The following is a 24,648-nucleotide window of genomic DNA, read 5'->3' on the forward strand; positions in this document are numbered from 1 at the left end:
GCCCGGTGCGCACGTTCCTGACGACCCCGGCCTGGGCCCTCGGCCTGATCACCGGTGTCCCCGTCGCCGTCGTCACGGCGACCCTCGTCGCCATCTCCGGCGACACCGTCACCTTCGCGCTCGTCCTCGGCGGGATCGTAGGCGCCTTGTTCGGCACCGCCATGGCCGGAGGCGCCGTCCGCCAACGCCGCGACCTCCGCCCGATCTTCGACCAGCTCCCACCGTCGGACTGGAACCTGGCCCGCACCGCCGCCCGCCGAGGCCCCGCCCCCACCGAGCCGGCCGTCCGCACCGCAGCTGTGGCACTCATCGACGTCCGCCTCCGCCAACAGCGCCGCGTCCGCATCCTGCTGACCGTCATTTTCGGCATCAACCTCGTTGTCGCCGTTGTCAACATCGCCCTCGGCGACTGGTGGTACGTCCCACTCGCCGTGATCTGGATCGCCGCTCTGATCGAGCAGTGGGCCACGCCGCGCCGGCTTCGCCGACGGCGGGAGCTCCTCACCGCGCAACAAACACTGCCATGACCTGTCAGGTTTTGCTGTCAGGCTCGGACCATGACCAAAGCGACCAGTGATTTCGACTTTCTCAACGGGCACTTCGACGTGGCGCACCGGCAGCTGCTCAAGCCGCTGACCGGCAGCGACGAGTGGGACGAGTACGCCGGCACCTGCAGCGCGCGGACGCACTTCGACGGGGCGATCAGCCTCGACGAGATGCAGTTCCCGACCAAGGGCTCGTACGGGCTGTCGCTGCGGCTGTTCGACCCCGAGGCCGAGGAGTGGTCGATCTACTGGGTGAACAGCACGTCGTACGAGGTGTTCCCGCCGGTGCGTGGGAAGTGGAAGGACGGGTCGTGCTGGCTGGTCGGTGAGGACACGCACGACGGCCGCCCGATCCTCGCCAGCTACAGCTGGTCGGACGTCACCGACACGACCGCGCACTGGGAGCAGTCGTTCTCGGCCGACGGCGGCGAGACCTGGGAGGTCAACTGGACGATGGACTTCACCCGCCGCGAGACCGCGCCGCCGCCGCTGGACATCCCGAAGGTGACCGGCGACTTCGACTTCCTGGTCGGCAGCTGGGACATGCACAACGAACGCCGCCGTCCCGCGCTCGGCGAACCGGCCGAGTGGTACGACGTCGAGTCGACGATGCAGGTCTGGACGTACTTCGACGGCGCGATCAGCTTCGACGAGGGCTGGTTCCCGACCCTGGGCTTCCAGGGTGCGACCTTCCGCGTCTACAACCCGAAGACCGGCACCTGGTCCATCCACTGGATCAACAGCCAGCGCGGCCGGCTGGAGACCCCGGTGATCGGCGCCTTCACCGACGGCGTCGGCATCTTCGAGGGCCCCGACACGTGGGAAGGTCAGCCGATCGACGTCCGCTTCCAGTGGACTCCTGGCGACCAGCAGGCCCGTTGGGAACAGTTCTTCTCCACCGACGGCGGCCGGACGTGGGTCTCCAACTGGAAGATGACCCACACGCGGACTAGCTGAGCGACGACTCCGCGTAGGCGACGGCGTCGGGGTTGCCGAAGAAGCCGGGAAGGCCGCCGGTGTGCAGGAAGATCGGCCGGTCACCAAGGGATCCGTCCTTGGCGGCCGCGATCAGGCCGGCCATGGCTCGACCGGTGTAGATCGGGTCGAGTACGACGCCCTCGGTGCGGGCGGTCAAGGTCAAAGCGGCCGCGGAGGCCTCGGTGAAGTGGGGGTAGCCGGGGCCTACCTGGTCCCGGCGTACCCGCAAGTGGTCGGCGGCGATCGTCACACCGGCGACCTCGCCGGCGAGTTGCGCGACGACCGGCAGCGGGTCGGCGAGGGCGCCGGTGTCGACGCCGAGGACGTGCTCGGGCCCGAGCTCGGCGACCAGACCGGCCATGGTTCCACCGGAGCCCAGGGCAACGACCACGGTGGTGAGGCCGGGAAGCTGCTGCTTCAGTTCACGAGCAGCCTCGACGTAGCCCCGCGCACCGACGGCGTTGGAACCGCCGAACGGAATCAGCGCGGCCTTGCCCGCCTCGGCCACGATCTCCTCGGCCACCTGAGCACGGTCCCGGTCCCCCGCCCACACCACCCGCGCCCCGAACAACCCGTCCAGCGCAAGGTTCCCCGACCGCGACTCCCCCGCCTCACCAGGAAACACCAGTACGGCGTTCAGCCCGAGCCGCGCCGCGGCCGCGGCGGTCAGCCGCGCGTGATTGCTCTGCGGCGCCCCTGTCGTGACCACCGTCTCGGCGCCGTCCGCGAGCGCCGCACCCAGCGTCCACTCCAGCTTGCGGATCTTGTTGCCTCCGGCCCCCAAACCGCCGAGGTCGTCGCGTTTGAACCACAGGTCGGCCAGTCCGAGCGCCGCCGCCAGGCGTGGCGCCGGTTCCAGCGGGGTCGGCCAGGACCCGAGTGACACCTTCATGTTTCTCCTAGAGCTCGGAAGCGAGTTCGGTGATCACAGCAGCGGCGGGCCCGGTCCGGGCGCGCGAGTAGCCCGTCCCCGCCCACAGATGAACCTGATCAGGCTGACCAGCCGCAGCCGCGGCCGCGCGCAACGGCCGGGTCAGGTGATGAATCGCGGGATACCCGATCGGCGCACTCGCTTCGTGCCGCTCGATGAACCCGTTCCGCAGCCCCCGCGCCGGCCGACCGGTGAACGCCCGCGTGATCACGGTCTGATCCGGACCGGCCGCCGCAAGGGCATCCTTGTGGACGGCGCTGGCCCCGCTCTCGTCGGTCCGCAGCAACACGGTGCCGACAGCAACGGCCGAGGCCCCGAATCCCAGCAGCTCCCGCACCTGCGAGGCCTCGCTCACTCCACCAGCGGCGATCACCGGCAACGACGTCCCCGCAGCCACTTGCCGCACCAGCTCCACCACCGGCACGGCCCCTGGCCGCTCTGGCGCATGTGTCCCGCTGTGCCCGCCGGCCTCCGTCCCCTGAGCGATCAGCCCGTGCACCCCCAGCTCGACAGCAGCTTGCGCTTCGCCGAGAGTCGTCACAGTCGCCAGCACCTGCGTCCCAACGTCAGCCAGAGCACGCACCACGTCAGAACCCGGCAGCCCGAACGTGAAGCTCACGAACGGCACCGGCCGATCCAGCAGCAGATCGAGCTTCCCCTGCCAGCGATCGTCGTCGTCCGCGACCATCGGCGCCCCCGCCAGCTCCAGCCCGTACGGCGTCCCTTCGTCCGCCAGCTCCTCGGCGTACCGCCGGAACTCCGCCTCGGTCAGCGTCGACGGCCCCGGCACGAACAGGTTCACCCCGAACGGCACGGTCAGCGCGGCCATCTCCGCCTCCAGCGCCTCGGGCGTCTTGTAGCCCCCGGCAAGGAACCCGAACCCACCCGCCGAAGCAACCGCCGCGACCAGCGCGGGCCTGGTCGCCCCACCGGCCATCGGCGCGCCGATCACCGGCAGCTCCGACGCCGTCCAGGACCCAGTCGAACTCGTCATCATCTGTCTCCTTGTCCGGCGTCGGCGCTTGTCAGCTGTGTTCTACCAGGCGCTCAGCGGCCGAGCTGCTCGAGGACGGCCTCGGCGGCGGGCTCGGCTGAGGCCGGGTTCTGGCCGGTGACCAGGTTGCCGTCGACGATCACGTGCGGCGCCCAGGCCGGCCCGGCCACGAACTTGGCGCCCTGCTGGGTCAGGCGGGACTCCAGGAGCCACGGCGCACGCTCGGCGAACCCGGCCTGGCTCTCCTCGTCGTCGAGGAACGCGGTGATGGTGCGGCCCTCGAACAGCCACTTGCCGTCGCGGGTCGCGCTCACGAAGCTGGCCGGCCCGTGGCACACCGACGCGAGGATCTTGCCGGTCGCGTCCAGCGTCGCCTCGAGGATCCGGGCGACGTCCGGGTCGACAGCCAGGTCCTCCATCGGCCCGTGACCGCCGGGGATGAACACCACGTCGTACGCCGCGGGGTCGATGTCGGCCAGCGGCACGGCCGCGGCCAGCGCCTCCTGCGACTTGTCGAGGTACGCCCGCAGCTCGGCGATCGCGGCCTCGTCGTTGTTGTTCATCGCCGGCGCGAGGCTGAGCTCGTCGGCCACCGGCGTCACGCCACCCGGGGTGGCGATGGTGATCGTGTGCCCGGCCTGCGTGAAGACCCGGTGCGGGGCGACGAACTCCTCGGCCCAGAAGCCGGTCGGGTGCTCGGTGCCGTCGTTCAGCGTCCAGATCCGGGTGCCGGTGAGGACGATGAGGGTGTTGGTCATGATCGCTGCTCCGATTTACTAGACGAACGGTCTACTACTTCCACACACTAGACGACCGGTCGTATACTTTTCAACATGGGACGGAACAGCGACGCACGACCGAAGATCCTGGCGGCGGGCCGGGACCTGCTCGCCCGGCGCGGGTACTCGGCGCTGGGCGTCGCGGAGATCTGCGCGGCCGCCGGCGTACCGAAGGGCAGCTTCTACTACTTCTTCGACTCCAAGCAGGCGCTCGCCGAGGCGGTCATCGAGGACCACTGGGTCGAGCAGCGGGCCCAGTGGGCCGCGCTGCTGGGCAGCGACAAGGCGCCGCTGGAGCGGCTGCGCGACCTGTACGACGCGACGACCGAGGTCCAGCGCAGGGCGCAGAAGGACACCGGCGCCGTGACCGGCTGCCTGTTCGGCAACCTGGCGCTCGAGCTGAGCGCGCGCGACGACGAGATCCAGCGCCGGCTGCAGGAGATCTTCGACGAGCAGATCACCCTGGTCGCCGAGGTCGTGGACCAGGCCCAGCGCGACGGCACGATCGACGTACCGGACGCTCGCGAGGCGGCTCGTTCGCTGGTCGCGCAGCTCGAAGGCTCGGTCCTGTTCGCCAAGCTCCGGAACGATCCCGGCGAGCTCGACCAGCTGTGGCCGCACACCGCGGCCCTGCTCGGCGCCAAGGCGTGAAAAGAGCCAGGCAGCACCGACGCTGCCTGGCTCGAAGCGATCAGAGGTTCTTGATCGCGGCCAACGTCACCAGCGCCGCCTGCGTCGACTCGTAGCCCTTGTCCTCCCGCGAGTCCGGCAGCCCGGCGCGGTCCAGCGCCTGCGGGTCGTTGTCGCAGGTCAGCAGCCCGAACCCGACCGGTACGCCGGTACTCATGCCGACCTCCATCAGCCCGTTCGTCGCGGCCTGGCAGACGTACTCGAAGTGCGGCGTGTCACCGCGGATGACGACGCCCAGCGCCACCACCGCGTCGTACCCGGCCTTCGCCGCGTGCAGCGCGGCGACCGGCAGCTCGAACGAGCCCGGCACGCGAATGATCGAGTAGTCGGTGACGCCGGACTCGTCCAGCGCCCGGACGGCGCCGGCGACCAGCGCGTCGGTCACCTTCGGGTGCCACTGCGCGGCGACGACCGCGACCCGCGCGCCTTCGACCCGCGGCGTCTCGATCGTGGGTGCTCCACTGCCCGACATCTAGTTGACTCCCTTTTCGTCCGTACCGGTGGGCAGGTGGTGGCCCATCCGGTCGCGCTTGGTGCGCAGGTAGCGCAGGTTGTGCTCGGTCGGGTCGATCGAGATCCCGCGGCGCTCGACCACGTCGATCCCGTAGCCCTGGACCCCGGCCAGCTTGTCCGGGTTGTTCGTCAGCATCGTGACCGACGTGACGCCGAGGTCGGCCAGGATCTGCGCGCCGGTGCCGTAGTCCCGCGCGTCGGCGGGCAGCCCGAGGTCCAGGTTCGCGTCGACCGTGTCCCGGCCCGCGTCCTGCAGCTCGTAGGCCTGCAGCTTGTGCAGCAGGCCGATCCCCCGGCCCTCGTGGCCACGCAGGTAGACCACGACGCCGCCTTCGGCCGCGACCTGACGCATCGCCTCGTCCAGCTGCGGACCGCAGTCGCAGCGCAGCGAGCCGAACACGTCGCCGGTCAGGCACTCCGAGTGCAGCCGGACCAGCGTCGGCCCGTCGCCGATCTCGCCGCGGACCAGCGCCAGCTGCTCCGACCCGTCGACGGTGTTCCGGTAGCCGTGGGCCACGAAGTCGCCGTACCGGGTGGGCAGCGTGGTCGTCGCGACCCGCTCGATCTGGCTCTCGGTCCGCCGCCGGTACGCGATCAGGTCCGCGATCGAGACCAGCACCAGGCCGTGCTCGTCGGCGAAGGCCCGCAGCTCCGCGCCGCGCTTCATCGAGCCGTCGTCGTTCACCAGCTCCGAGATCACCGCGGACGGCCGCAGCCCGGCCAGCCGGGCCAGGTCGATCGACGCCTCGGTGTGCCCCGGGCGCACCAGGACGCCGCCCTCGCGCGCTCGCAGCGGGAACACGTGGCCCGGCTGGACCAGGTCGAACGGCTCCGAGGCCGAGTCCGCCAGCACCCGGATCGTCTTGGCCCGGTCGGCCGCGGAGATGCCGGTCGCGATGTTGTCGCGGGCGTCGACCGAGACCGTGTACGCCGTGCGCAGCTTCTCCCGGTTGTGCGGGGTCATCAGCGGGATGCCGAGCCGGTCCAGCTCGGCGCCCTCCATCGGAACGCAGACGACGCCCGAGCTGTGCCGGATCAGGAACGCCAGCAGCTCCGGCGTCGCCTTGGACGCGGCGAAGATCAGGTCGCCCTCGTTCTCCCGGTCCTCGTCGTCGACGACGATCACCGCGCGGCCCGCGCGGATCTCGTCGATCGCGTGCTCGATCGTGTCGAGCTTCAGTACCTCGCCCATCGTCTAGCCCACCACCACTGGTTCGGGGGTGACCGCTACGGTCTCCCGCTTGTTGATCCGCCACCACGCCGCGAACCCGATCACGCAGAACAGTCCGTAGACGACGTACATCGCCGCCGACGGGTAGAACTTGGCCTGTACCAGCAGGGGGACGCCGACCACGTCCACCGCGATCCAGACCAGCCAGAACTCGACGAACCCGCGCGCCATCCCGTACGTCGCCAGGATCGACCCGGTCAGGATCCAGGCGTCCCACTGCGGACCCCACGAGCCCAGCTCACGCAGGACGAAGTACGAGATCGCGTAGAGCACGACACCGGCGCCGAGCATCTCCAGCCGCTGCCGGGCCGTGGCCCAGCGGGGCTGGACTCCGGTCGCGGCGCCGCCGTGACGGGTCTGGTACCAGCGGTACCACCCGTACAGGCTGACCAGGGCGAAGAAGACCTGGCGGCCGGCCTGGCCCCACAGATCCTTGTCCTGCGGGGTGTCGAACAGCCCGCCGACGAAAACGGTGAACAGCAGCACGTTCCCGACGATGCCGATCGGCCACGCCGAGACCAGCCGGCGCATCCCGAACAGGGCGCTGGCCAGGCCGAACACGTTGCCCACGATCTCACGCACGAGCACCGGCGAACCGGCGACGGTGACCTGCTCGTGCAGCAGCCAGTCGATCATTCGTTGCCTCCAGCAACACTCTTCGGGGCGGTCAGCAACCGCTCTACGTACTTGGCGATCACGTCGACCTCGAGGTTGACGGTGTCGCCGACCTGGTTGCGCCCGAGCACGGTCAGCTCCAGCGTGGTCGGGATCAGGCTGATCCCGAAGGTGGACGTCGCGTCGTCGACGTCGGTGACGGTCAGCGAGACGCCGTCGACCGCGATCGAGCCCTTCTCCGCGACGTACTTGAGGATCTCCGGCCCGGCCGTCACCCGGACGACCTCCCAGTGCTCGGCGGGCTCCCGGCTCGCGATCGTGCCGACGCCGTCGACGTGGCCCTGGACGATGTGGCCGCCCAGCCGCTCGTGCGCGGTGACGGCCCGCTCCAGGTTGACGGTCGAGCCCTTCTCGACCGCGCCCAGGCTGGTCCTCCGCAGCGTCTCGCGCATCACGTCGGCGGTGAAGGTGTCCTCACCGGTCTCGACGACGGTCAGGCAGCAGCCGTTGACCGCGATCGAGTCGCCGTGGCCGGCGTCCTCGGTCACCTTCGGGCCACGGATGGTGAGCCGGGCCGCGTCGCCCTCCAGCAGGTCGAGCGACTCGACGGTGCCCAGCTCTTCGACGATTCCGGTGAACATCTACTTCCCTCCCAGGGGAGTCAGGGTGAGCCGGACGTCGTCGCCGAGGCGACTGACGTCCGCAAGGGTGAACCGCCGCAGGTGGTCGATAGATTCCGCGCCCAGGTCGCCGACGGCGGAGAAGCCCGAGCCGAGCAGCGCCGGGGCGACGTACGCGACGATCTGGTCGACCAGCCCGGCGCGCAGGAAGGCGGCGGCCAGCGTCGGCCCGCCCTCGAGCCACAGGTGGCGGATGTGGTGGTCGTCGAGCTGCCGGAGCACCTCGGCGGGGTCGTGGGTCGGCAGCAGCAGCGTCTCGGCGCGGTCGTTGCGGACCCGCGCGGTCTCCGGGATCTCCCGGTCGCCGACCACGACCCGCAGCGGCTGCCGGCCGACCGGCCGGTCGTTCCCGTCGCGGACGGTCAGCTCGGGGTCGTCGACCAGGACGGTCTGCGTGCCGACGGCGATCGCGTCGCACTCGGCGCGCTTGCGGTGGACGTCGGCGCGGGCGGCCTCACCGGTGATCCACTTGCTGGACCGGTCGGGGGCGGCGCTGCGGCCGTCGAGGGTGGTGGCGAACTTCCAGGTCACGAACGGGCGGCCGGTCCGGACGCTGTGCAGCCAGACGTGGTTGACCTCCTCGGCCTCGGCCCGGAGGACGCCCTGCTCGACCTCGATGTCCTTGGTGCGCAGCTTCTCGCCGCCACCGGCGGCCTGCGCGTTCGGGTCCGGTACGGCGTACACGACCCGGCTGATGCCGGCCTCGATCAGCGCGTCGGCGCACGGCCCGGTCCGGCCGGTGTGGTTGCACGGCTCCAGCGTCACGTACGCCGTACCGCCGCGGGCGCGCGGGCCGGCCATCCGCAGCGCGTTCACCTCGGCGTGCGGGCCACCGGCCTGCTCGTGGTACCCCTCGCCGACGGGATGCCCGTCGCGGCCGGTGATCACACAGCCGACGACCGGGTTGGGGTGCGTGCTGCCGATCCCGCGGGCAGCCAGCTCGATCGCACGCCGCATCCAGGCGACGTCGATCGGTGAAGCGTGGTTCACAGACGGTCCCTCGTTGTCACGGACGCACCACCGGGGCCATGACAACCAGCACGCGGACCGCCGCCCGGACCCTCGACCTCGAGGGACACGACCCACTACGGCCGCGCTGTTTCCGCACGTCGGAGCGCACGCCGATCGCGTGCGCCTCCCATCCGGACTTTCACCGTCGGTCCCGGAATTCCACCAGGTCAACCGGCCGACGAACTGCATCGGCCGGGTCGCGGACTGTCACCGCCGGCTCGGAATTACACCGACCCCGGAGCACGCGAGTGGGTTCACTCGTACTTGAAGTGTACGCCGCCCCCGGAGCACCGACTTGTTGCTTCCGTCACCTGGACGGGCGCCGAGCTCTGGACGGCGGCACTACCCAGTGTCACCATCACGACTACAGGGATGCCGATCCGGTGGGGGGCCACGGGACCGCGGCATCCGGGGTGGGGGATGTGATGAGCCAGATCCACTACGAGCCGTCGCCGAGATCACGCGAACGCGCCGAGCGGATGGTCGACGAACTGATCGGCGAGCGGGGGCAGCAGGGCGGCGGACCCGGCTCGGACCCGACCGCGATCGCCGACGTCGAGGCGGACGTCGAGCGCTTCACCGACGAGCTGCAGCTGCTGTCGGAGGTCGGGATGGGGGTGCCGGTGGTCGCCGTTCCCGAGGACCTCGCGCCGATCTCGTACGAGCCGTCGCGCGAGCGGCAGTTCGAGGACTTCGTCCCGGTGTCGCTCGCGCTGCTCGACCGGCTGCGCGGTGACTCCTGGCGGGAGCAGCTCTACGAGAACCCACGTCTGGTGACCAATCAGCTCCAGCGGACGCTCGGCGAGTTCGAGAGTTCGGTCGAGGACGCCCAGATGGTGTCGCCGGAGACGGCGGTGCGGCACTTCAGGCGGCGGCTGACCGAGTTCCTGGGGATCCGGGTCGAGGCGGAGCAGGACGACCGGACCGGCCGGCTGATGCGGCTACCACCCCGCCGTGGCGCACGGCCGGTCGCCGTACCGGGGTGCACGTTCGTGGTGACGACGAACTCGCCCGGGCTGCGGGTCTTCTGGTCGGGGGCGTACTTCCTGACCGGCAACTACTTCAGCGCGCCGACCAGTCCGGCCAGCAGCACGTTGCAGTCCGGGACCTACCTGTTCGGAGTGGACGGCGGCGCGTACCGCACCCTCACCTGGGACACCAGAGCCCAGGTGACGCTGCCGGGCACACCCAGCGTTCACCTGAACTTCTAGGAGCCTGCCATGGAGAAGTACGGCCCGTTCGCGAACATCGCCGCCGTCGCGCTGGCGCTGGTCGCGCTGTTCAGCATGCTGCTGCTGAAGAGCATCGGCTCGGTCAAGAAGTGGACCTGGCTGACCGACAGCTCCCCGTCGTTCCTGGTCACCGCCGGGCCGCGGGTGCTCGCGATCGCGCTGATGGCCACGGCGTACCTGACGGCGAAGAAGTCCAACCAGACCTGGTTTCTCGCCGTCACGATCGTCTGCGGAGTGCTGTGCCTGGTCGCCATCGCGTACTTCGACCGCCAGCGGCGCGTCCACGTGCTCGGGATTCCGCTGGTCGGCGCGGACGGCGCGCAGCTCACCGACGCCGACGGTACGCCGAGAACGCGGAACGTTGTCATCGGCACCGAGACGGACTTGGTACCGGCCGCGAAGCGAGCCCTGAAAGCCGCGCGGGCCGCCGGTGGAGGGATCTCGCTGGCTCGTTTCATGAGCGGCTACGGCAACCCGGTGAACGACCCCGAGGCGTTGTGGGACCGCGGGCTGCTGGCGCGGATCGGTAGCCGGCTCACGCTCACGTTGACGGGGATCGTGCTGTTCGCCGTACTGACACTGTTCCTGGCGGCCCTGCTGATCGACGTGGCGCAGCGTTAGCCGACCAGCGTGCCGCCCTGGGCGAGGTAGGCGAACGTGGCGAGCCAGTGGTCGTGGTTGAAGTCGCCGCTGGTGACGCTGGGGAGGGCGGCGTCGAGGTGGGCCGTCACCTGCCGCTCGTCATTGGTGAGAGCAGCCAACTGCCAGGCTCGCGTGAGGTTGAGCCCTTGGAGATGGCCTTGGCGACCGTCGATGGGATAGCGGACCGCGACCGGTCGCAGAGCGGTCAGATCCGGCAGGAAGGCGGGCAGCCATTCGGCGAACTCGTCACGGGTCAGGACCCTGCGCATCAGGTCGGCTTCGCACAGCCCCGGTGACAGGAAGTCCTCGCCGCTCGGCTCCCACTGCAGCGGGTAGTCGCGGTCCTCGGCGAACCAGGTGCGGGCCTTGTCGCGGACCGCCTGGGCGAGCTGGTCCTGACCGAGCGCCTCGGCGGCGTCGTACAGGAGAGCCAGGGCGAACGCCGAGTTCGAGTGGACGCCCGAGCGGACCGGGCGGGCCGCTCCCCGCAACCACTCGAGGCTGAGGTCGACGATCGCGTCGACCAGCGGGGTCATCGCCTCGGACCACCTGGCCGCGTCCGGGCTCGTCCTGACGGCCGCGGCCAGGACGAGCGCCCAGGCCCAGCCGTACGGGCGCTCGAACGACGGCGAGCTGCGCAGGTACGCCGCCTCCGCCGCCAGCGCCTCCGCGGTGAGGTTCCGGTCGAGCGCCTCCTTGATGGGTTGCGGATCGGTGGCCTCGGGCAACAACCGGACGAGCAGCCAGTGCATGTGCACGCACGAGTGCCAGTCGTACGACGTGTGGAACGCCGGGTGCAGCTCCTTGACCGTGTAGGCCTTGGTGTCCCGCGCGACGTGGTCGAGCTGGTGCGGCGCCTCGGTCCGCAGGTTCTGCAGCGCGATCTCGACGTACCGCTGGCTCACGACAGGACTCCGAACGCGAGGAAGTACATCAGGAAGATGTTGCAGACCAGCAGCGGGATCGCCGTCGGCAGCTGCGCCTTGATCGGCCCGTACCGGCTCTTCATGTCCAGCAGCGCGGCAGGGACCAGGTTGAAGTTCGCGGCCATCGGCGTGGTCAGCGTGCCGCAGAAGCCGGCCAGCATGCCGATCGCGAAGACCGTCGCCGGGTTGCCGTCGAAGGTCTGCACGAGCACCGGGTAGCCGATCGCGGCGGTCATGATCGGGAACGCGGCGAACGCGTTGCCCATGATCACGGTGAACAGCGCCATCCCCAGGCAGTACACGACGACCGAGCCGAACAGCGATCCCTCCGGCAGGACGTGCGTGGTGACCTTGCCGACCGCCGAACCGACGCCGGCGTCGGTGAAGAGCCGGCCGAGGGTGGCGAGCATCTGCGGCAGGACGGCCGCCCAGCCGATCACCTCGAGCAGCCGGTGCCCCTCCTTGAGCGGAGTCAGCACGGACGGTGGACGCAGCATGATCACGCCGACGATCGCCGCCGCGACGGCCGAGACACCCAGGCCGATCAGCGTCTCCGAGCCCTTCTCCAGCAGGGGCTGGTCGCCGGCCTTGATCTTGGCCAGGCCGACCGCGAAGATCAGCGCGCCGAGCGGGATCACCAGCGGCGGCACGAACAGCTTGTTGCCGAAACGCTGAGCGGCGGCCGCCTTCTCGGCGAGGCTCGTCGACACCTCGGTGCCACGCCCGAGCTGCCCGGTGCCGACCAGGACGGTCATCGCGATCACGACCAGTCCGAGCACCCAGGGCGGGGCGGTCTTGTTCACCACGAAGGTGCTGTAGCCGAAGGACGCGCCGAGCAGGCCCCAGAAGGCGGCACTGCCGTACCGCTTGCTGTTGCTCCGGTCGCGCAGGGTCAGGACCGCTCCGAACAGGAAGAGCAGACCGCACAGCCAGTAGAACCACTCGACCTTGATCACCGGTCGGCCTCCTTCTGCTTCACGGCCGGCGGCGGGCCGTCGACCGCCATCAGGCGGTCGAGCTGGCGGTCGAAGTAGAGCATTCGGGCGCCGTGGATCAGCAGCGCGCAGACCGCCGTCGGGATCGCCCACAGCGCGACGTGCAGCGCGTCCAGCTTCAGCCCGTACGTCGAGTCGACGAAGCCGGTGATCAGCAGGATCGAGCCGACCGCGATGAAGACGTCCTCACCGAAGAACACGCCGACGTTGTCCACCCCGGCCGAGTGGCCCTTGATCCGCTCCTGCACCGCCTCGGGCAGCTTCCGCCCGTACCGGCGCTCGGCGGCGCCCTCGGCCATCGGGTAGATCAGCGGCCGGACGGTCTGCGCGTGCCCGCCGATCGACATCAGCCCGACCGCGGCGGTCACCTGCCGGATCACCTGGTACGACGCCAGCAGGCGCCCGGTGGTCAGGAAGGTGAGCTTGCCGATCAGCCGCCGCGACTGCTCCTGCAGCCCGAACCGCTCGACCAGGCCGATCACCGGCAGCACCACGATGAACAGCGTCACCGAGCGGCTGCCGGCGAAGCCGTTGCCGAACTCGTCGAGGATCTTCCCGGGACTCAGTCCCCCGAGCAGCCCGGTGGCGATTCCGGCCACCGTGACCACCACCAGGGGGTTCAGGCGCAGGGCGAACCCCACCACCACCAGCAGGACTCCGATCAGGACCAGCACAGCACTGCCTCCGCTTCGCCGGGGTGGTTCGGGCGGTGCGATCGTATACATTGTTGAACAAACCCACAATCACTTCTCATTCATCGGTGATGAATTCGTTGCGGGCGCCCTGCCCGGGGATAACGGCTGGGGCGTGGCTGCGGTGGCTGCTACCGTGGCTGTGAGTGATCTTCGAAGGAGACTGCCGTGGCAGGAGTTGACGACGACATCTCGGGGTGAGTCCCGAGGTGACAGGCCATCGAGCCGACGCGTTCAGCGTCGTTGCCGTGGCCTGATCGGCGTTTCCTGACCACTCCGCCGCTGTCGCGGCGTACTCACTGCTTCGCGAGGTCTTCCGCATGTCCGATGCGTCCATCGTCTGTTCCTCCCTGTCGTTCGCCTGGCCCGACGACACCCCCGTCTTCACCGGCCTGTCCTTCGCCGTCGGCTCCGGCCGGACCGGCCTGGTCGCGCCGAACGGCGCCGGCAAGTCCACGCTGCTCAAACTGATCGCCGGGGAGCTCTCGCCGACCGGCGGCAGCGTGTCCGTCGACGGCCTACTCGGGTACCTGCCGCAGTCGCTGCCGCTGGTCGGCGACCTGACCGTCGCCGAGGTGCTCGGCGTCAAGCCGGTCATCGACGCGCTGAACGCGATCGAGTCCGGCGACGTCGACGAGCGCCATTTCAATGCCGTCGGCAACGACTGGGACATCGAGGAGCGCACCCGCGCGCAGCTCGAGCGGCTCGGGCTCGACGCCGACCTCGAGCGGCGGCTGAGCACGTTCTCCGGCGGCCAGGTGATCTCGCTCGGCCTGGCCGCGCAGCTGCTGAAGCAGCCCGACGTCCTGCTGCTCGACGAGCCGACCAACAACCTGGATCTCGAGGCCCGGCGCAACCTGTACGCCGTACTGGAGAACTGGAACGGCTGCCTCCTGCTGGTCAGCCACGACCGCGCGCTGCTCGATCGGATGGACCGAATCGCGGAGCTGGAGCGCGGCGAGGTCCGGATGTACGGCGGCAACTTCACGGCGTACGAGGAGGCCGTCGCGGTGGAGCAGGAGGTCGCGGAGAAGAACATCCGGTCGGCCGAGCAGGACCTCAAGCGCGAAAAGCGCGAGATGCAGCAGGCGCGTGAGCGGGCGCAGCGGCGGGCCAGCAACGCGCAGAAGGGGTTGAAGGACGCAGGGCTGGCGCGGATCAACGCCGGCAACATGAAGCGCTCGGCCGAGGTGTCCGCCGCGAAGGCCAACCAGACCCACGCCAACCGGCTGAACGACGCGAAGGCCAAGCTCGACGAGGCCGGGCGCGCACGTCGCGACGAGCCCCGGCTCGCGCTGGAGCTTCCAGGGACGGCGGTTCCGGCCGGTCGTACGGTCTTCGAGGGCAGCGGCCTTCGGGTGCGCGACCTCTTCGCCGGTGAGGGTGCTTCGCTGAACATCCGCGGGCCGGAGCGAATCGCACTGTCCGCTCCGAACGGGACCGGCAAGTCGACGCTGCTCCGGTGGATCCAGGGCTCGCTGGCCGGCGGTGAGGTGAAACGAGCCGACGGACGGATCGCCTATCTCTCGCAGCGTCTGGATCTCTTGGACCTGGACAAGACCGTGGCCGAGAATCTCGCCCACTTCGCCCCGACCATGCCCGAGGCCCAGCGGATGAACTTGCTGGCCCGCTTCCTGTTCCGCGGCCAGCGGATCCACCTGCCCGCTGGAGTTCTGTCCGGCGGCGAACGCCTCCGCGCCACCCTCGCCTGCGTCCTGTACGCCGAGCCCGCGCCGCAGCTGCTGCTCCTGGACGAGCCGACCAACAACCTCGACCTGGTCAGCGTCGAGCAGCTCGAGTCGGCGCTCACGGCGTACCAGGGGGCGTTCGTCGTCGTCAGCCACGACCAGCGTTTCCTCGCGGAGCTCGGCATCACCCGCTGGCTGACACTCACGGACGGCAAGTTGCTCGAGTCCGCGGCCAACTGACCTTCCTCTCTTTCCTCTCAGGTGGTTGCCCCATGCCCTTTTCCGCTCTGGTGGCCGACGGCATCGTCCGGGTCCTCGGATCCCGGCGTGTGCTGGACGGCGTCTCCCTCACCGCATCCCCCGGCCGGCGCATCGGACTGATCGGCGAGAACGGCGCCGGGAAGTCCACCCTGCTGCGCATCCTCGCCGGCGCCGACGCACCCGACCGCGGCCACGTCATCCGCCCAGCCGACCTCGGCTACCTCCCCCAGGAGCTTTCCTTCGACTCCACCAGCACACTCACCGACGTACTCGACGAAGCCCTCCACGACGCCCACGCAGTCCTCGCCGAACTCGCCCGCCTGGCCGACGCGCTGGGCGAGAACCCGGAGCTGCTGACGGCGTACGCCGACCAACTGGCGTACGCCGAGGACCACGAAGCGTGGGACGCCGACCGCCGTGCCGACCTCGTCCTCACCGGCCTCGGCCTGGCCGACATCCCCCGCTCCCGGAGACTCTCGTCGCTGTCCGGCGGCCAACGCGCTCGCCTGGCGCTGGCCGCCCTCCTCATCCGCCGCCCGACCGCCCTGCTCCTCGACGAACCGACCAACCACCTCGACGACGCCGCGATCGCCTTCCTCGAGGAGCAGTTGAAGGCACTCCCCGGCGTTGTCCTCGTGGCCACCCACGATCGAGCCCTGCTCGACGCCGTCTGCACCGACCTGATCGACGTCGACCCGGCGCTCGACGGGCCCACCCGGCACGGCGGCAACTACACGGCGTACCAGTCAGCGCGCCGCGCGGCCCTCGACCGCTGGCGACGCCAGTACGCCGAGGAGCAGGCCGAACTCTCGAGCCTCCGCGAGGCCGCCACGGTCACCGCCCACCAGGTGGCCCCCGGGCGCCTCCCTCGCGACAACGAGAAGATGGGCCAGGGTCACACCACCGGGCGAGTCCAGAACCAGATCGCCCGCCGCACCCGCGCGGCGACCCGGCGCCTGGACGCGCTCACCCGTTCTCAGATCCCCGCGCCACCTGAGCCGCTTCAGTTCCGCTCCCTGGACGGCTCTTCTGCTGCCGCCACTGACGGCGAGCCGCTCCTCTCCCTCCGCAACCTGCGGGTCCCTCACCGCCTGCACCTCGAACACCTCGACCTGCACCCCGGCGACCACCTCCTGATCACCGGGCCCAACGGCGCCGGCAAGTCGACGCTGCTGTCCGTCCTCGCCGGCCACCTCCCGTTCGGCGGCACGCTCCACCGCCACCCCGACCTGACCGTCGCCCTCCTGACCCAGGACACGACCTGGGCGGATCCCGCCCGCACCGCCCGCGACACCTATGCCCTTGCCGTAGGCAACCACCTGGCCGAGCAAGTCCCCCTCAGCTCCCTCGGCCTGCTCCCGCCGTACCAGCTCGACCAGCCCGTCAACACCCTCTCCGTCGGCCAGCGCCGCCGCCTCGCCCTGGCGCTGGTCGTCGCCGACCCACCCGACCTCCTCCTGCTCGACGAACCGACCAACCACCTCTCCCCCACCCTCACCGACGAACTGGAAGACGCCCTCACCACCACTCTCCGCACAGTCGTCGTCGCCACCCACGACCGCCACCTCCGCACCCGCTGGACCGGCCGCACCCTTCAGCTAGGTCGGTGAACGCCCGGCCGGGTAGTTTCTGCCCGGTGAACGCGTTGGCGGGGCGGTACCAGCTGATCGATCTGATCGGCACCGGCGGCATGGGCTCGGTCTGGCGTGCGTGGGACCTGCGCAAGCGCACGTACGTCGCCGCCAAGGTCCTCGGGCAGCACGACGCCGGCACGCTGCTGCGGTTCGTGCGCGAGCAGTCGCTGCGCATCCAGCACCCGCACGTCGTCGCTCCGCACGGCTGGGCCGCCGAGGACGACAAGGTGGTGTTCGCCATGGACCTCGTCCGCGGCGGATCGGTCGCCACGCTGCTCGGCGACCACGGCCCCCTGCCCACGGCGTACGTCGCGGTCCTGCTGGACCAGCTGCTCCACGGCCTGTCCGCGATCCACACCGCCGGAGTGGTCCACCGCGACCTCAAACCCGCAAACCTGCTTCTCGAAGTCACCGGCACGGCCACCCCGCACCTGCGCATCTCCGACTTCGGCATCGCCGGCCTCGTCGACGAACCCCGGATGACCCGCCACAGCACGATCCTCGGCACGCCCGGTTACTTCCCGCCCGAACAACTCCACGGCGCCGACCCCGACCCGCGCCAGGACCTCTACACCGTCGGCGCCGTAGCCACCGAACTCCTCACCGGCAGCCGGCCCGCCCCCGGCACCCCGATCACTCCCCCGCCCGGTCCGCTGGCCGGCCTGATCCAGCATCTGACGGCCGAGGACCCCGCAGCCCGCCCAGCCACGACCTTCGAGGCCGCCCGCCTCCTGGCCGAGTCCGGCGCCCTCCCTGCCGCCAACACCACCCCGTGGTCCGACGCCCCCGAGCCACCCGAGGTCTTCAACCAGCTCCCGCCGCTTCCCGCCCCGTGGACGGCCGCCGGGCCACCTCGGCAGGACGGTCGCGATCGCGAGCCAGGCGCTGCTCCCCGTAGTACGGCGCCCAGCTCGCCAGTGCCCCGGCCGCCTTCCAACCGACGACTGCTCGCCTGGCTGGCCGCCGCCAGCTTCCTCGGAGCCCTCGCCCTCGCCGGCGCAGCCACCTGGCTCCTCCTCCGCTGACACGCTCGGCGGGATAGCGTCGGATCGGCGTACAGGAAAGTCTCGAGAACCGATCTCCAGGGTGCTGTCGGATCGGGGTGACGAGGTTCGTTGGAGGGGTGGAGGTGGAGGTTCACCATGCACAACCGGAAAGTCGAGGTGCGCCCGTTCCCGTGAGTGACGTTTCCCAGGCGATCACCCAGGCGCACCACGAGGAGTGGGCCCGGGTCGTCGCCGCGCTGACCAGACGTTTCGGCGATCTCGACGTCGCCGAGGAGGCGGCTGCCGAGGCGTTCGCGGTCGCCGTCGAGAAGTGGCCGAGCGACGGCGTACCGCCGAACCCCGGCGCCTGGCTGACCACCACCGCGAACCGCAAGGCGATCGACCGGCTGCGCCGCGAGAACAAGCGGTCCGACAAGCAGAAGGAGGCTCAGATGTCGTACGACGTACCGCCCGAGCCTCTCGGCGCGATCGACGACCCGCGGCTGCGGCTGATCTTCACCTGCTGCCACCCCGCGCTCGCGATGGAGGCCCGGATCGCGCTGACGCTGCGGATGGTCGGCGGGCTGACCGTGCCGGAGATCGCGCGGGCGTTCTTCGCGCAGGAGACGGCGGTCGGGCAGCGGATCACCCGCGCGAAGGCCAAGATCAAGGCGGCCCGCATCCCGTACCGGGTGCCGTCCGCGGAGGACCTGCCCGACCGCGTCTCGGGCGTGCTCGCGGTGCTGTTCCTCGTCTTCAACGAGGGGTACCTCGCGACCGCCGCGGACACCGACCCCGTCCGGCACGAGCTGACCTCCGAGGCGATCCGGCTCACGCGCCTGATCCGCGCTCTGATGCCGGACGACGGCGAGGTCGCTGGGCTGCTCGCGCTGATGCTGCTCACCGAGGCTCGCCGGACCGCGCGGGTCTCCACGACCGGCGAACTGGTGACGCTCGACGAGCAGGACCGTGGTGCGTGGGACGCCGAACTGATCTCCGAGGGCCACCAGCTGGTCCGCAAACGCCTGGCGACCGGGATCGCGCCGGGGCGCTACCAAATCCTCGCGGCGATCAACGCCGTCCACACCTCGGCCCGCGACGTCCGCGACACGGACTGGTCGCAGATCGTTGCCCTGTACGACCAACTGGTCCGCGTCGACCCGTCGCCGATCGTCGCCATGAACCGCGCGATCGCCGTCGCCGAGCTGGACGGACCAGATGTTGCCCTGGGCATCGTCGACCACTTGGAGGACCAGCTGGCGACGTACCACGCCTTCCACGCCACCCGAGCCGACCTGCTCCGCCGCCTGGGCCGCAGCAAGGAGTCCCGTACGGCGTACGACAAGGCCATCGAACTGGCCGGCAACACCGCCGAGACGGCGTACCTGTCTCGGCGGCGCGACCAGCTCGGCTGACCAGGTGCTCAGCGGCCGCCGTGGTTGGGCGGGTACTGCTGCCCCGGGTACTGCTGCTGAGGAGCGACGGGCTGCGTGGGCTTACGCAGGCGAAGGACGGCCCAGACACCCACGAGGACCAGCAACAGCGCCCCACCGCCCAGCCCACCGATCAGTCCGTACGGCGTGCTGTCGTCATCCTTCGGGGTGTCCGTCTTCACGGGCCCGCCGGCCTCGGTGGTGTCGCCCGATGACGGCTCGGACGGGGTCACGCTGGGAGTCACCGAGTCACCGGCGACAGGAGTCGCCCCGTTCGTGTACTCGGGCTTCCCGGTCCCCGCGGTGCCGATCGCACCGACAGTCAGAACCAGCGGGACGGTGAAGGCCTGGTCCTTGTCCTTGCGGCTCAGGGAGACGGCCAGGTAGTACTCGCCCGGCGTCGACGTCCCGGTGTCCATGTTGTTGGCGCCGTCGCGATTGAGGTAGCGGACCTCCTTGGTGGTGATGGCCTGGATCACCCCGCGCTGGGTGAGAACCCCGCGCTTGCCGGACCCACCCGGCATGTTCTTCGCGAACACGGCGTACACGTCCTCGCCGGTCGGCGAGATCAGCGCGGTGTCCAGGTAACGGATGCCGTCGACCGCCTCGGCCGTCGCGCCCGCCAGTTGCGGCACGGTGGCCTGGGCCTGGATCCGCTGCCCCCAGTCCACCTTGACCTTGTAGATCTGCAGCTCACCCGGCATCAGCGTGGTCTTGTAGCTGCCCGGCTCCAGCAGCGGCGCGTCCGGGAAGCTCGCCCCCGGGACGATCTCGCGCGGGGTGCTGCCGGGCATCGAGATCCAGCTCGGGTCGTCGGCCTCGGCCGGCAGACCGGTCGTCGAGGCGACCGGCGGCTCCTCGTCGACGCGCAGCTCGTACGGCACGCCCTTCAGCTCGCGAAAGTCTTTGCCGGGAGCAACGGTCAGGACCAGCTGGTCCGCGCTCGCGCACGGCTTCTGGTGGGCATACTTCGGCCAGCTGGACGCCGTCCCGGTGGCCAGCCCCTGGTCGCCTTCGAAGGCCCGCGGATAGCTCCAGCCGCAGTCGTCGCCCTCGATCGTGCGCAGCTTGACCTCGGTCTGGATCACCAGGCTGCCGCCCGACGGGCGCCGGAAGCTCACGCCGGCCCGCAGCGTCGAGCCGGCCATCGTGCGCTTGATCAGGTAGTGCTTGGCGGTCTGGTCGGTCCCGAAGGAGTCGGAGTACAGGCCGGGGGTCAGCACCGGCGCGCCTTCCTGCTGCGGCGCGCCCTGGACCGGCGTACCGGAGATGCGGAACGGGCGGAAGGCTCGTGTGGACAGCCGATCCAGCCCGGCCTCGAGGTCCTCGGTGGAGTCGGCGTCGTAGTAGTCACCGCGGCCCTCGCGGGCGACGCACTGCAGATCGCTGCGCGCCTTGCCGGTGACCCGGAAGCCGACCACGTCGATCTTCAGGTCGATGCCCTGCTTGGCGAGCGACCGCGCCACCGCGCACGGCTCCGGCGCGCAGGTCGCCTCGCCGTCGGAGACCAGCACGATCGTGCGCTTGCCCTCGGTTCCCAGATCCTTGGCGGCCTCCTGCAGCGAGTACCCGATCGGGGTCTCGCCGTACGGCGTGTACTTCGCGATCGCGGTCCGCAGGGCCGGGCGGTTGCCGGTCCCGATCGGCACGGTGAGCTGGGTGTCCGTGCACGCGCCCGGCTGGCTGCGCTTGAACACCGTCGCGCCGTACACCCGCAGGCCGACCGGCGCGGTCTCGGGCAGCTTGCCGACCACCCTGGTCAGCGCCGTCCGGGCGGCGACGATCTTGGTCTGACCGTCCCCGGCCGGCTCCTTCATCGACCCGGAGGAGTCGAGCACCAGGACCAGCTTGCCGGCGCCCGGCTCCGGATCGGCCTGCGCGGGCACGGTGGTCCAGCTGCCCAGCAGCACTGCGCCGAGCAGCGCCAGCGCCGCGGGGCGGCGGAACGGCGATCTGGTGATCATGATGAGTCCTCCTGGTGGTGTGCTGCGACCACCGCAACCTTTGCAGTTTGCTATCGCGAATGTCAAACCGCTTTCCGACTTGGCTTTCTGGTTCGCTACTGCGAAGATGGTGGGCACAGCCTGAGCACGAGAGGACGCCGATGGACCAGACGGCAGACAACCGCCGGCTCCAGATCGAGCTGTACGGCGAGCCGCTCGGTGAGATGGTCCGCCGGATCAGCGGCACGCTCGGCCTCACCCAGGCCCGGCTGGCCGAGACGATCGGATTGTCCGCGCCGATGCTGTCCCAGTTGATGAGCGCCCAGCGGGTGAAGATCGGCAACCCCGCCGTGGTCAGCCGATTGCAGGCGCTCGACGAGTTCGCCCGCCGGGAGGATGTCGGGCAACTCACACCGGACCAGGTCAGGCTCGCCCTCGAGCAGGTCCGTGGCACCACCGGCGCCTTCACCAACTCGGCGCCCAGGGCAACCGTTGCGCAGCCGGCCGCGCCGCCGGTGACCAGCCGGGCGATCGTCCGCCAGATCCAGGAACTGCTCCGCGAAGTCGCTTCAGCAGAAGAGATCCAGCGCGCCGCGGCGCTGATTGGCGCCGAGTCGCCGCGACTGGCCGAGCTGCTGACCGTCTACGGTACGGGACGGACCGATGACGCTGTGGCACACTTCGAGCGCCGTTCCGGCTGATATACCACGCCCGGAGTAGACATTCCGGAGCCGTCTCATCCGGTGTCACGACGGAATGCCGCCCGCGCGGGCGGCGTTAGCGTCGTGCGGTGGGTCATCCCCACCGTTCCAGATCATCTGTCACCGAAGGAGACACCTGTGCGCGCCATCAGCGCCTTCCGCCGCTTCGCCGCCCTCGGTACGGCCGTCACCCTGGCCGTCGCGCTGGCCGCCTGCGGCGGTGACGACAAGACCGATGCCTCAGGCCCCGATCTGGGTCTGCTGCAGCCGGGTACGCTGCGGATCGGCACGCTCACCGACGCGCCACCGAACGTGTACGTCAAGGACGGCAAGTTCACCGGCTTCGACAACGACCTGATCACCGCGGTCGCGGCGAAGCTGAACCTGAAGCCGGAGTTCGTCGGTACCGACTTCTCCGCCCTGCTCTCGCAGGTCAACGGCGGTCAGTTCGACCTCGGCAGCTCGTCCATCACGATCACCGAGGCGCGCAAGAAGACCGTTGCGTTCAGCAACGGCTACGACTTCGGCTACCTGGGGCTGAACACCACCAAGACCTCCGGCATCACGAAGTTCGACCAGCTCACCGGCAAGCGCGTGGTCGTGGTCCAGGGCACCGTCCAGGACGACTACGCCACCGAGAAGCAGCTGAACCCGGTCCGGGTGCCGAACTACAACGCCGCGGTCGGCCAGCTCAAGGCCGGTACGGCGGACGCCTGGATCTCGCCCGCCGAGATCGGCGAGAAGATGGCCAAGGAGCAGGGCGGCGGCGTGGTGGTCCTGGCCGCGAAGGAGCTCAGCTCCGCGCCCACGGCGTACGCGGTGGCCAAGAGCAACGACAAGCTGCGGGAAGCCGTCAACAAGGCGCTCGACGAGGTGATTGCCGACGGCACCTGGACGAAGCTGGTCGAGCAGTACTACCCCGGTCGCGCCGTACCGGAGTCCTTCAAGCCGGGTAGCGGTTCGGTCAAGTTCACCGCCCCGAAGGCCGGCGCCACCCCCGCAGCCGGCTGATGGACGTCTGGTCCACCCTCAACGACACCTTTCTCGACTGGGAGTCGATGAAGGCGGTCCTGCCCGAGATGCTCCGGGTCGGGCTGGTCAACACGCTGATCTTCGCCGCCGCCTCGGTCGTGCTGGGCACTGTGCTCGGCATGGTCGTGGCGGTGATGGCGCTGTCGCGGCACTGGTGGTTCCGCTGGCCGGCGAAGATCTACACCGACATCTTCCGCGGCCTGCCCGCCATCCTCACCATCCTGCTGATCGACCAGGGCCTGTCGCCGATCACCCGGCACTGGTGGGGACCGAACCCGTACCCGCTCGGCATCCTCGCGCTGTCGCTGATCGCCGCCGCCTACATCGGCGAGATCTTCCGCTCCGGCATCCAGAGCGTGGAGAAGGGCCAGCTCGAAGCGGCCCGCGCGCTCGGCTTCGGCTACAGCACCGGGATGCGGCTGGTCGTCATTCCTCAGGGCGTACGCCGGGTGCTGCCGGCGCTGGTCAACCAGTTCATCGCGCTGATCAAGGAGTCCAGCCTGGTCTACTTCCTCGGGCTGCTCGCCAGCCAGCGGGAGCTGTTCCGGATCGGCCAGGACGCCGCGGCGACCAACGGGAACCTGTCGCCGCTGCTGCTGGCCGGCATCTTCTACCTGGTCATCACCGTGCCGCTGACGCACCTGGTGAACTGGTTCGACAAGAGGCTGCGTGAGGGCCGTCCCACCGATGTCGAGGAGCTCGTCCATGCCGACCATCGTTGAGTCCGCGGCCAGCCTGGAGCTGACCGGCATCGAGCTTGCCTTCGGCAACAACAAGGTGCTGCGCGGCGTCGACCTCGCCGTACCGGCCGGATCGACCGCGTGCGTGATCGGGCCGTCCGGGTCCGGCAAGTCGACGTTGCTGCGGGCGACCAACCGGTTGCTCGAGCCGGCCGCCGGGGACATCAAGCTCGGTGGTTCGTCGGTGCTGAAGAGCAACCCGGACGAGCTGCGACGGCGGATCGGGATGGTGTTCCAGCACTTCAATCTGTTCCCGCACAAGACCGTGCTGGAGAACATCACGCTGCCGCTGCGCAAGATCAAGGGTCTGACCAAGGAGGGTGCCGCTGAGGCGGCGCTGGTCCAGCTGGAGCTGGTCGGGCTCAAGGAGAAGGCGTCCGCGCGACCGGGCAACCTTTCCGGTGGCCAGCAGCAACGGGTCGCGATCGCGCGGGCGCTGGCGATGAAGCCCGAGGTGATGCTGTTCGACGAGGCGACGTCCGCACTGGACCCGGAGCTGGTCAAGGGCGTGCTCGGTTTGATGGCCGACCTCGCGGGTGCGGGCATGACGATGGTGGTCGTCACGCACGAGATGGGCTTCGCCCGGCAGGTGGCCGATCAGGTCGCGTTCATGGACCGCGGCGTGGTGGTGGAGGCCGGAGCGCCGGAGAAGCTGTTCAGCGCGGCGGAGTCACCGAGGTTGCGGCAGTTCTTGTCCCAGGTGCTCTGAGGGTTCGCCGAACGGCGGGCTACGGCGGGACCCTCTTGGGACGTTCGCTCGTTCGCCACCCGCCCGT

Annotated in this window: 25 protein-coding genes and 1 riboswitch; of the genes, 13 read left to right on the top strand and 12 right to left on the bottom strand. The window is 70.1% G+C overall.

The features are described from left to right. Positions 1-5: 5 nt before the first annotated feature. Together ABD235_RS27405 and ABD235_RS27410 are read left to right on the top strand one after the other, a co-directional pair. Entirely contained in the window at positions 6-527 is a 522-nt protein-coding gene (locus ABD235_RS27405) for a hypothetical protein (protein ID WP_344179275.1), read from the top strand. A gap of 30 nt (positions 528-557) precedes the next feature. Beyond that, positions 558-1,502, top strand: a complete 945-nt coding sequence (locus ABD235_RS27410; RefSeq protein WP_344179277.1) for a hypothetical protein — start codon at positions 558-560, stop codon at positions 1,500-1,502. On the opposite strand, the gene ABD235_RS27415 is transcribed toward ABD235_RS27410, so the two are convergent. From ABD235_RS27415 to ABD235_RS27425, 3 genes are read right to left on the bottom strand one after another with little or no spacing between them, the layout of a single operon-like run. Continuing rightward, positions 1,495-2,415 carry a pyridoxal-phosphate dependent enzyme gene (locus tag ABD235_RS27415; protein ID WP_344179279.1) on the bottom strand — a complete coding sequence of 307 codons (921 nt, stop codon included), beginning with the start codon at positions 2,413-2,415 and terminating at the stop codon, positions 1,495-1,497. The two genes, ABD235_RS27410 and ABD235_RS27415, sit on opposite strands and share 8 nt — an antisense overlap. Positions 2,416-2,422: 7 nt before the next feature. Beyond that, positions 2,423-3,448, bottom strand: a complete 1,026-nt coding sequence (locus ABD235_RS27420) for a nitronate monooxygenase (RefSeq protein WP_344179281.1) — start codon at positions 3,446-3,448, stop codon at positions 2,423-2,425. Between the two features lie 53 nt (positions 3,449-3,501). Continuing rightward, positions 3,502-4,206 carry a type 1 glutamine amidotransferase domain-containing protein gene (locus tag ABD235_RS27425; protein WP_344179284.1) on the bottom strand — a complete coding sequence of 235 codons (705 nt, stop codon included), beginning with the start codon at positions 4,204-4,206 and terminating at the stop codon, positions 3,502-3,504. Between the two features lie 75 nt (positions 4,207-4,281). Between ABD235_RS27425 and ABD235_RS27430 the strand changes: the two genes are divergently transcribed. Then, on the top strand, positions 4,282-4,878 hold the full coding sequence (locus ABD235_RS27430) for a TetR/AcrR family transcriptional regulator (protein WP_344179287.1): 597 nt from the start codon (positions 4,282-4,284) through the stop codon (positions 4,876-4,878). A gap of 40 nt (positions 4,879-4,918) precedes the next feature. Here the strand turns inward: ABD235_RS27430 and ribH are convergent, their stop codons facing one another. From ribH to ribD, 5 genes are read right to left on the bottom strand one after another with little or no spacing between them, the layout of a single operon-like run. After that, positions 4,919-5,389, bottom strand: a complete 471-nt coding sequence (gene ribH / locus ABD235_RS27435) for a 6,7-dimethyl-8-ribityllumazine synthase (RefSeq protein ID WP_344179290.1) — start codon at positions 5,387-5,389, stop codon at positions 4,919-4,921. After that, positions 5,390-6,622, bottom strand: coding sequence for a bifunctional 3,4-dihydroxy-2-butanone-4-phosphate synthase/GTP cyclohydrolase II (locus ABD235_RS27440; protein WP_344179293.1), 1,233 nt, complete (start codon positions 6,620-6,622; stop codon positions 5,390-5,392). Between the two features lie 3 nt (positions 6,623-6,625). Continuing rightward, positions 6,626-7,297 (bottom strand): nicotinamide riboside transporter PnuC, encoded by a 672-nt coding sequence (gene pnuC / locus ABD235_RS27445; protein WP_344179296.1) that lies wholly within the window; start codon positions 7,295-7,297, stop codon positions 6,626-6,628. Next, a complete protein-coding gene (locus ABD235_RS27450; protein ID WP_344179298.1) occupies positions 7,294-7,917 on the bottom strand; it encodes a riboflavin synthase in 624 nt (207 codons plus the stop codon). Before ABD235_RS27450 ends, pnuC begins: the two co-directional genes overlap by 4 nt. Further along, positions 7,918-8,946 carry a bifunctional diaminohydroxyphosphoribosylaminopyrimidine deaminase/5-amino-6-(5-phosphoribosylamino)uracil reductase RibD gene (gene ribD / locus ABD235_RS27455; protein ID WP_344179300.1) on the bottom strand — a complete coding sequence of 343 codons (1,029 nt, stop codon included), beginning with the start codon at positions 8,944-8,946 and terminating at the stop codon, positions 7,918-7,920. A 135-nt stretch (positions 8,947-9,081) separates the two neighbouring features. Then, positions 9,082-9,215: riboswitch (FMN riboswitch) on the bottom strand. 177 nt (positions 9,216-9,392) lie between these two features. Between ribD and ABD235_RS27460 the strand changes: the two genes are divergently transcribed. Together ABD235_RS27460 and ABD235_RS27465 are read left to right on the top strand one after the other, a co-directional pair. After that, entirely contained in the window at positions 9,393-10,178 is a 786-nt protein-coding gene (locus ABD235_RS27460) for a hypothetical protein (protein ID WP_344179302.1), read from the top strand. Positions 10,179-10,187: 9 nt separating this feature from the next. After that, positions 10,188-10,820 carry a hypothetical protein gene (locus ABD235_RS27465; protein ID WP_344179305.1) on the top strand — a complete coding sequence of 211 codons (633 nt, stop codon included), beginning with the start codon at positions 10,188-10,190 and terminating at the stop codon, positions 10,818-10,820. Here ABD235_RS27465 and ABD235_RS27470 read toward each other — a convergent pair. From ABD235_RS27470 to ABD235_RS27480, 3 genes are read right to left on the bottom strand one after another with little or no spacing between them, the layout of a single operon-like run. Continuing rightward, a complete protein-coding gene (locus ABD235_RS27470; protein ID WP_344179307.1) occupies positions 10,817-11,746 on the bottom strand; it encodes a DUF2891 family protein in 930 nt (309 codons plus the stop codon). The two genes, ABD235_RS27465 and ABD235_RS27470, sit on opposite strands and share 4 nt — an antisense overlap. Next, complete coding sequence (locus ABD235_RS27475) at positions 11,743-12,723, bottom strand: DUF979 domain-containing protein (RefSeq protein WP_344179309.1); 981 nt, start codon at positions 12,721-12,723, stop codon at positions 11,743-11,745. Before ABD235_RS27475 ends, ABD235_RS27470 begins: the two co-directional genes overlap by 4 nt. Then, entirely contained in the window at positions 12,720-13,436 is a 717-nt protein-coding gene (locus tag ABD235_RS27480) for a DUF969 domain-containing protein (RefSeq protein WP_344179311.1), read from the bottom strand. The genes ABD235_RS27475 and ABD235_RS27480 overlap by 4 nt, the downstream gene beginning before the upstream one ends. Positions 13,437-13,774: 338 nt before the next feature. Here ABD235_RS27480 and ABD235_RS27485 point away from each other — a divergent pair, with 338 nt between their 5' ends. The 4 genes from ABD235_RS27485 (at position 13,775) to ABD235_RS27500 (ending at position 19,438) form a co-directional block, all read left to right on the top strand. Next, positions 13,775-15,382 carry an ABC-F family ATP-binding cassette domain-containing protein gene (locus ABD235_RS27485; RefSeq protein ID WP_344179313.1) on the top strand — a complete coding sequence of 536 codons (1,608 nt, stop codon included), beginning with the start codon at positions 13,775-13,777 and terminating at the stop codon, positions 15,380-15,382. 32 nt (positions 15,383-15,414) lie between these two features. Beyond that, positions 15,415-17,013, top strand: coding sequence for an ABC-F family ATP-binding cassette domain-containing protein (locus ABD235_RS27490; protein ID WP_344179315.1), 1,599 nt, complete (start codon positions 15,415-15,417; stop codon positions 17,011-17,013). A 26-nt stretch (positions 17,014-17,039) separates the two neighbouring features. Continuing rightward, complete coding sequence (locus ABD235_RS27495; protein WP_344179317.1) at positions 17,040-18,062, top strand: serine/threonine-protein kinase; 1,023 nt, start codon at positions 17,040-17,042, stop codon at positions 18,060-18,062. A gap of 152 nt (positions 18,063-18,214) precedes the next feature. Beyond that, positions 18,215-19,438: an RNA polymerase sigma factor gene (locus ABD235_RS27500; protein WP_344179319.1), complete on the top strand. Its 1,224-nt coding sequence runs from the start codon at positions 18,215-18,217 to the stop codon at positions 19,436-19,438. An 8-nt stretch (positions 19,439-19,446) separates the two neighbouring features. On the opposite strand, the gene ABD235_RS27505 is transcribed toward ABD235_RS27500, so the two are convergent. Beyond that, a complete protein-coding gene (locus ABD235_RS27505) occupies positions 19,447-21,420 on the bottom strand; it encodes a vWA domain-containing protein (protein ID WP_344179321.1) in 1,974 nt (657 codons plus the stop codon). Positions 21,421-21,560: 140 nt separating this feature from the next. On the opposite strand from ABD235_RS27505, the gene ABD235_RS27510 reads away from it, so the two are divergent. The 4 genes from ABD235_RS27510 to ABD235_RS27525 all read left to right on the top strand — a co-directional run bounded on the left by ABD235_RS27510 (position 21,561) and on the right by ABD235_RS27525 (position 24,581). Continuing rightward, positions 21,561-22,100, top strand: coding sequence for a DNA-binding protein (locus ABD235_RS27510; protein WP_344179323.1), 540 nt, complete (start codon positions 21,561-21,563; stop codon positions 22,098-22,100). 138 nt (positions 22,101-22,238) lie between these two features. Continuing rightward, entirely contained in the window at positions 22,239-23,111 is an 873-nt protein-coding gene (locus ABD235_RS27515) for an ABC transporter substrate-binding protein (protein ID WP_344179325.1), read from the top strand. After that, complete coding sequence (locus ABD235_RS27520; protein ID WP_344179327.1) at positions 23,111-23,854, top strand: amino acid ABC transporter permease; 744 nt, start codon at positions 23,111-23,113, stop codon at positions 23,852-23,854. The genes ABD235_RS27515 and ABD235_RS27520 overlap by 1 nt, the downstream gene beginning before the upstream one ends. Further along, positions 23,838-24,581, top strand: a complete 744-nt coding sequence (locus ABD235_RS27525) for an amino acid ABC transporter ATP-binding protein (protein ID WP_344179329.1) — start codon at positions 23,838-23,840, stop codon at positions 24,579-24,581. Before ABD235_RS27520 ends, ABD235_RS27525 begins: the two co-directional genes overlap by 17 nt. The last annotated feature ends 67 nt before the right edge of the window (positions 24,582-24,648 follow it).

The sequence above is a fragment of the Kribbella lupini genome, assembly GCF_039529595.1.
Classification (GTDB): Bacteria; Actinomycetota; Actinomycetes; order Propionibacteriales; family Kribbellaceae; genus Kribbella; species Kribbella lupini.

Bases quoted from the DNA above. Each gene is read 5' to 3' on its own strand.
- ABD235_RS27520 (WP_344179327.1), top strand. From the start codon at position 23,111: ATGGACGTCTGGTCCACCCTCAACGACACCTTTCTCGACTGGGAGTCG.
- ABD235_RS27415 (WP_344179279.1), bottom strand. From the start codon at position 2,415: ATGAAGGTGTCACTCGGGTCCTGGCCGACCCCGCTGGAACCGGCGCCA.
- ABD235_RS27450 (WP_344179298.1), bottom strand. From the start codon at position 7,917: ATGTTCACCGGAATCGTCGAAGAGCTGGGCACCGTCGAGTCGCTCGAC.
- ABD235_RS27410 (WP_344179277.1), top strand. From the start codon at position 558: ATGACCAAAGCGACCAGTGATTTCGACTTTCTCAACGGGCACTTCGAC.
- ABD235_RS27460 (WP_344179302.1), top strand. From the start codon at position 9,393: ATGAGCCAGATCCACTACGAGCCGTCGCCGAGATCACGCGAACGCGCC.
- ABD235_RS27485 (WP_344179313.1), top strand. From the start codon at position 13,775: ATGTCCGATGCGTCCATCGTCTGTTCCTCCCTGTCGTTCGCCTGGCCC.
- ABD235_RS27430 (WP_344179287.1), top strand. From the start codon at position 4,282: ATGGGACGGAACAGCGACGCACGACCGAAGATCCTGGCGGCGGGCCGG.
- ABD235_RS27465 (WP_344179305.1), top strand. From the start codon at position 10,188: ATGGAGAAGTACGGCCCGTTCGCGAACATCGCCGCCGTCGCGCTGGCG.
- ABD235_RS27510 (WP_344179323.1), top strand. From the start codon at position 21,561: ATGGACCAGACGGCAGACAACCGCCGGCTCCAGATCGAGCTGTACGGC.
- ribH (WP_344179290.1), bottom strand. From the start codon at position 5,389: ATGTCGGGCAGTGGAGCACCCACGATCGAGACGCCGCGGGTCGAAGGC.
- ABD235_RS27420 (WP_344179281.1), bottom strand. From the start codon at position 3,448: ATGACGAGTTCGACTGGGTCCTGGACGGCGTCGGAGCTGCCGGTGATC.
- ABD235_RS27440 (WP_344179293.1), bottom strand. From the start codon at position 6,622: ATGGGCGAGGTACTGAAGCTCGACACGATCGAGCACGCGATCGACGAG.
- pnuC (WP_344179296.1), bottom strand. From the start codon at position 7,297: ATGATCGACTGGCTGCTGCACGAGCAGGTCACCGTCGCCGGTTCGCCG.
- ABD235_RS27490 (WP_344179315.1), top strand. From the start codon at position 15,415: ATGCCCTTTTCCGCTCTGGTGGCCGACGGCATCGTCCGGGTCCTCGGA.
- ABD235_RS27505 (WP_344179321.1), bottom strand. From the start codon at position 21,420: ATGATCACCAGATCGCCGTTCCGCCGCCCCGCGGCGCTGGCGCTGCTC.
- ABD235_RS27425 (WP_344179284.1), bottom strand. From the start codon at position 4,206: ATGACCAACACCCTCATCGTCCTCACCGGCACCCGGATCTGGACGCTG.
- ABD235_RS27525 (WP_344179329.1), top strand. From the start codon at position 23,838: ATGCCGACCATCGTTGAGTCCGCGGCCAGCCTGGAGCTGACCGGCATC.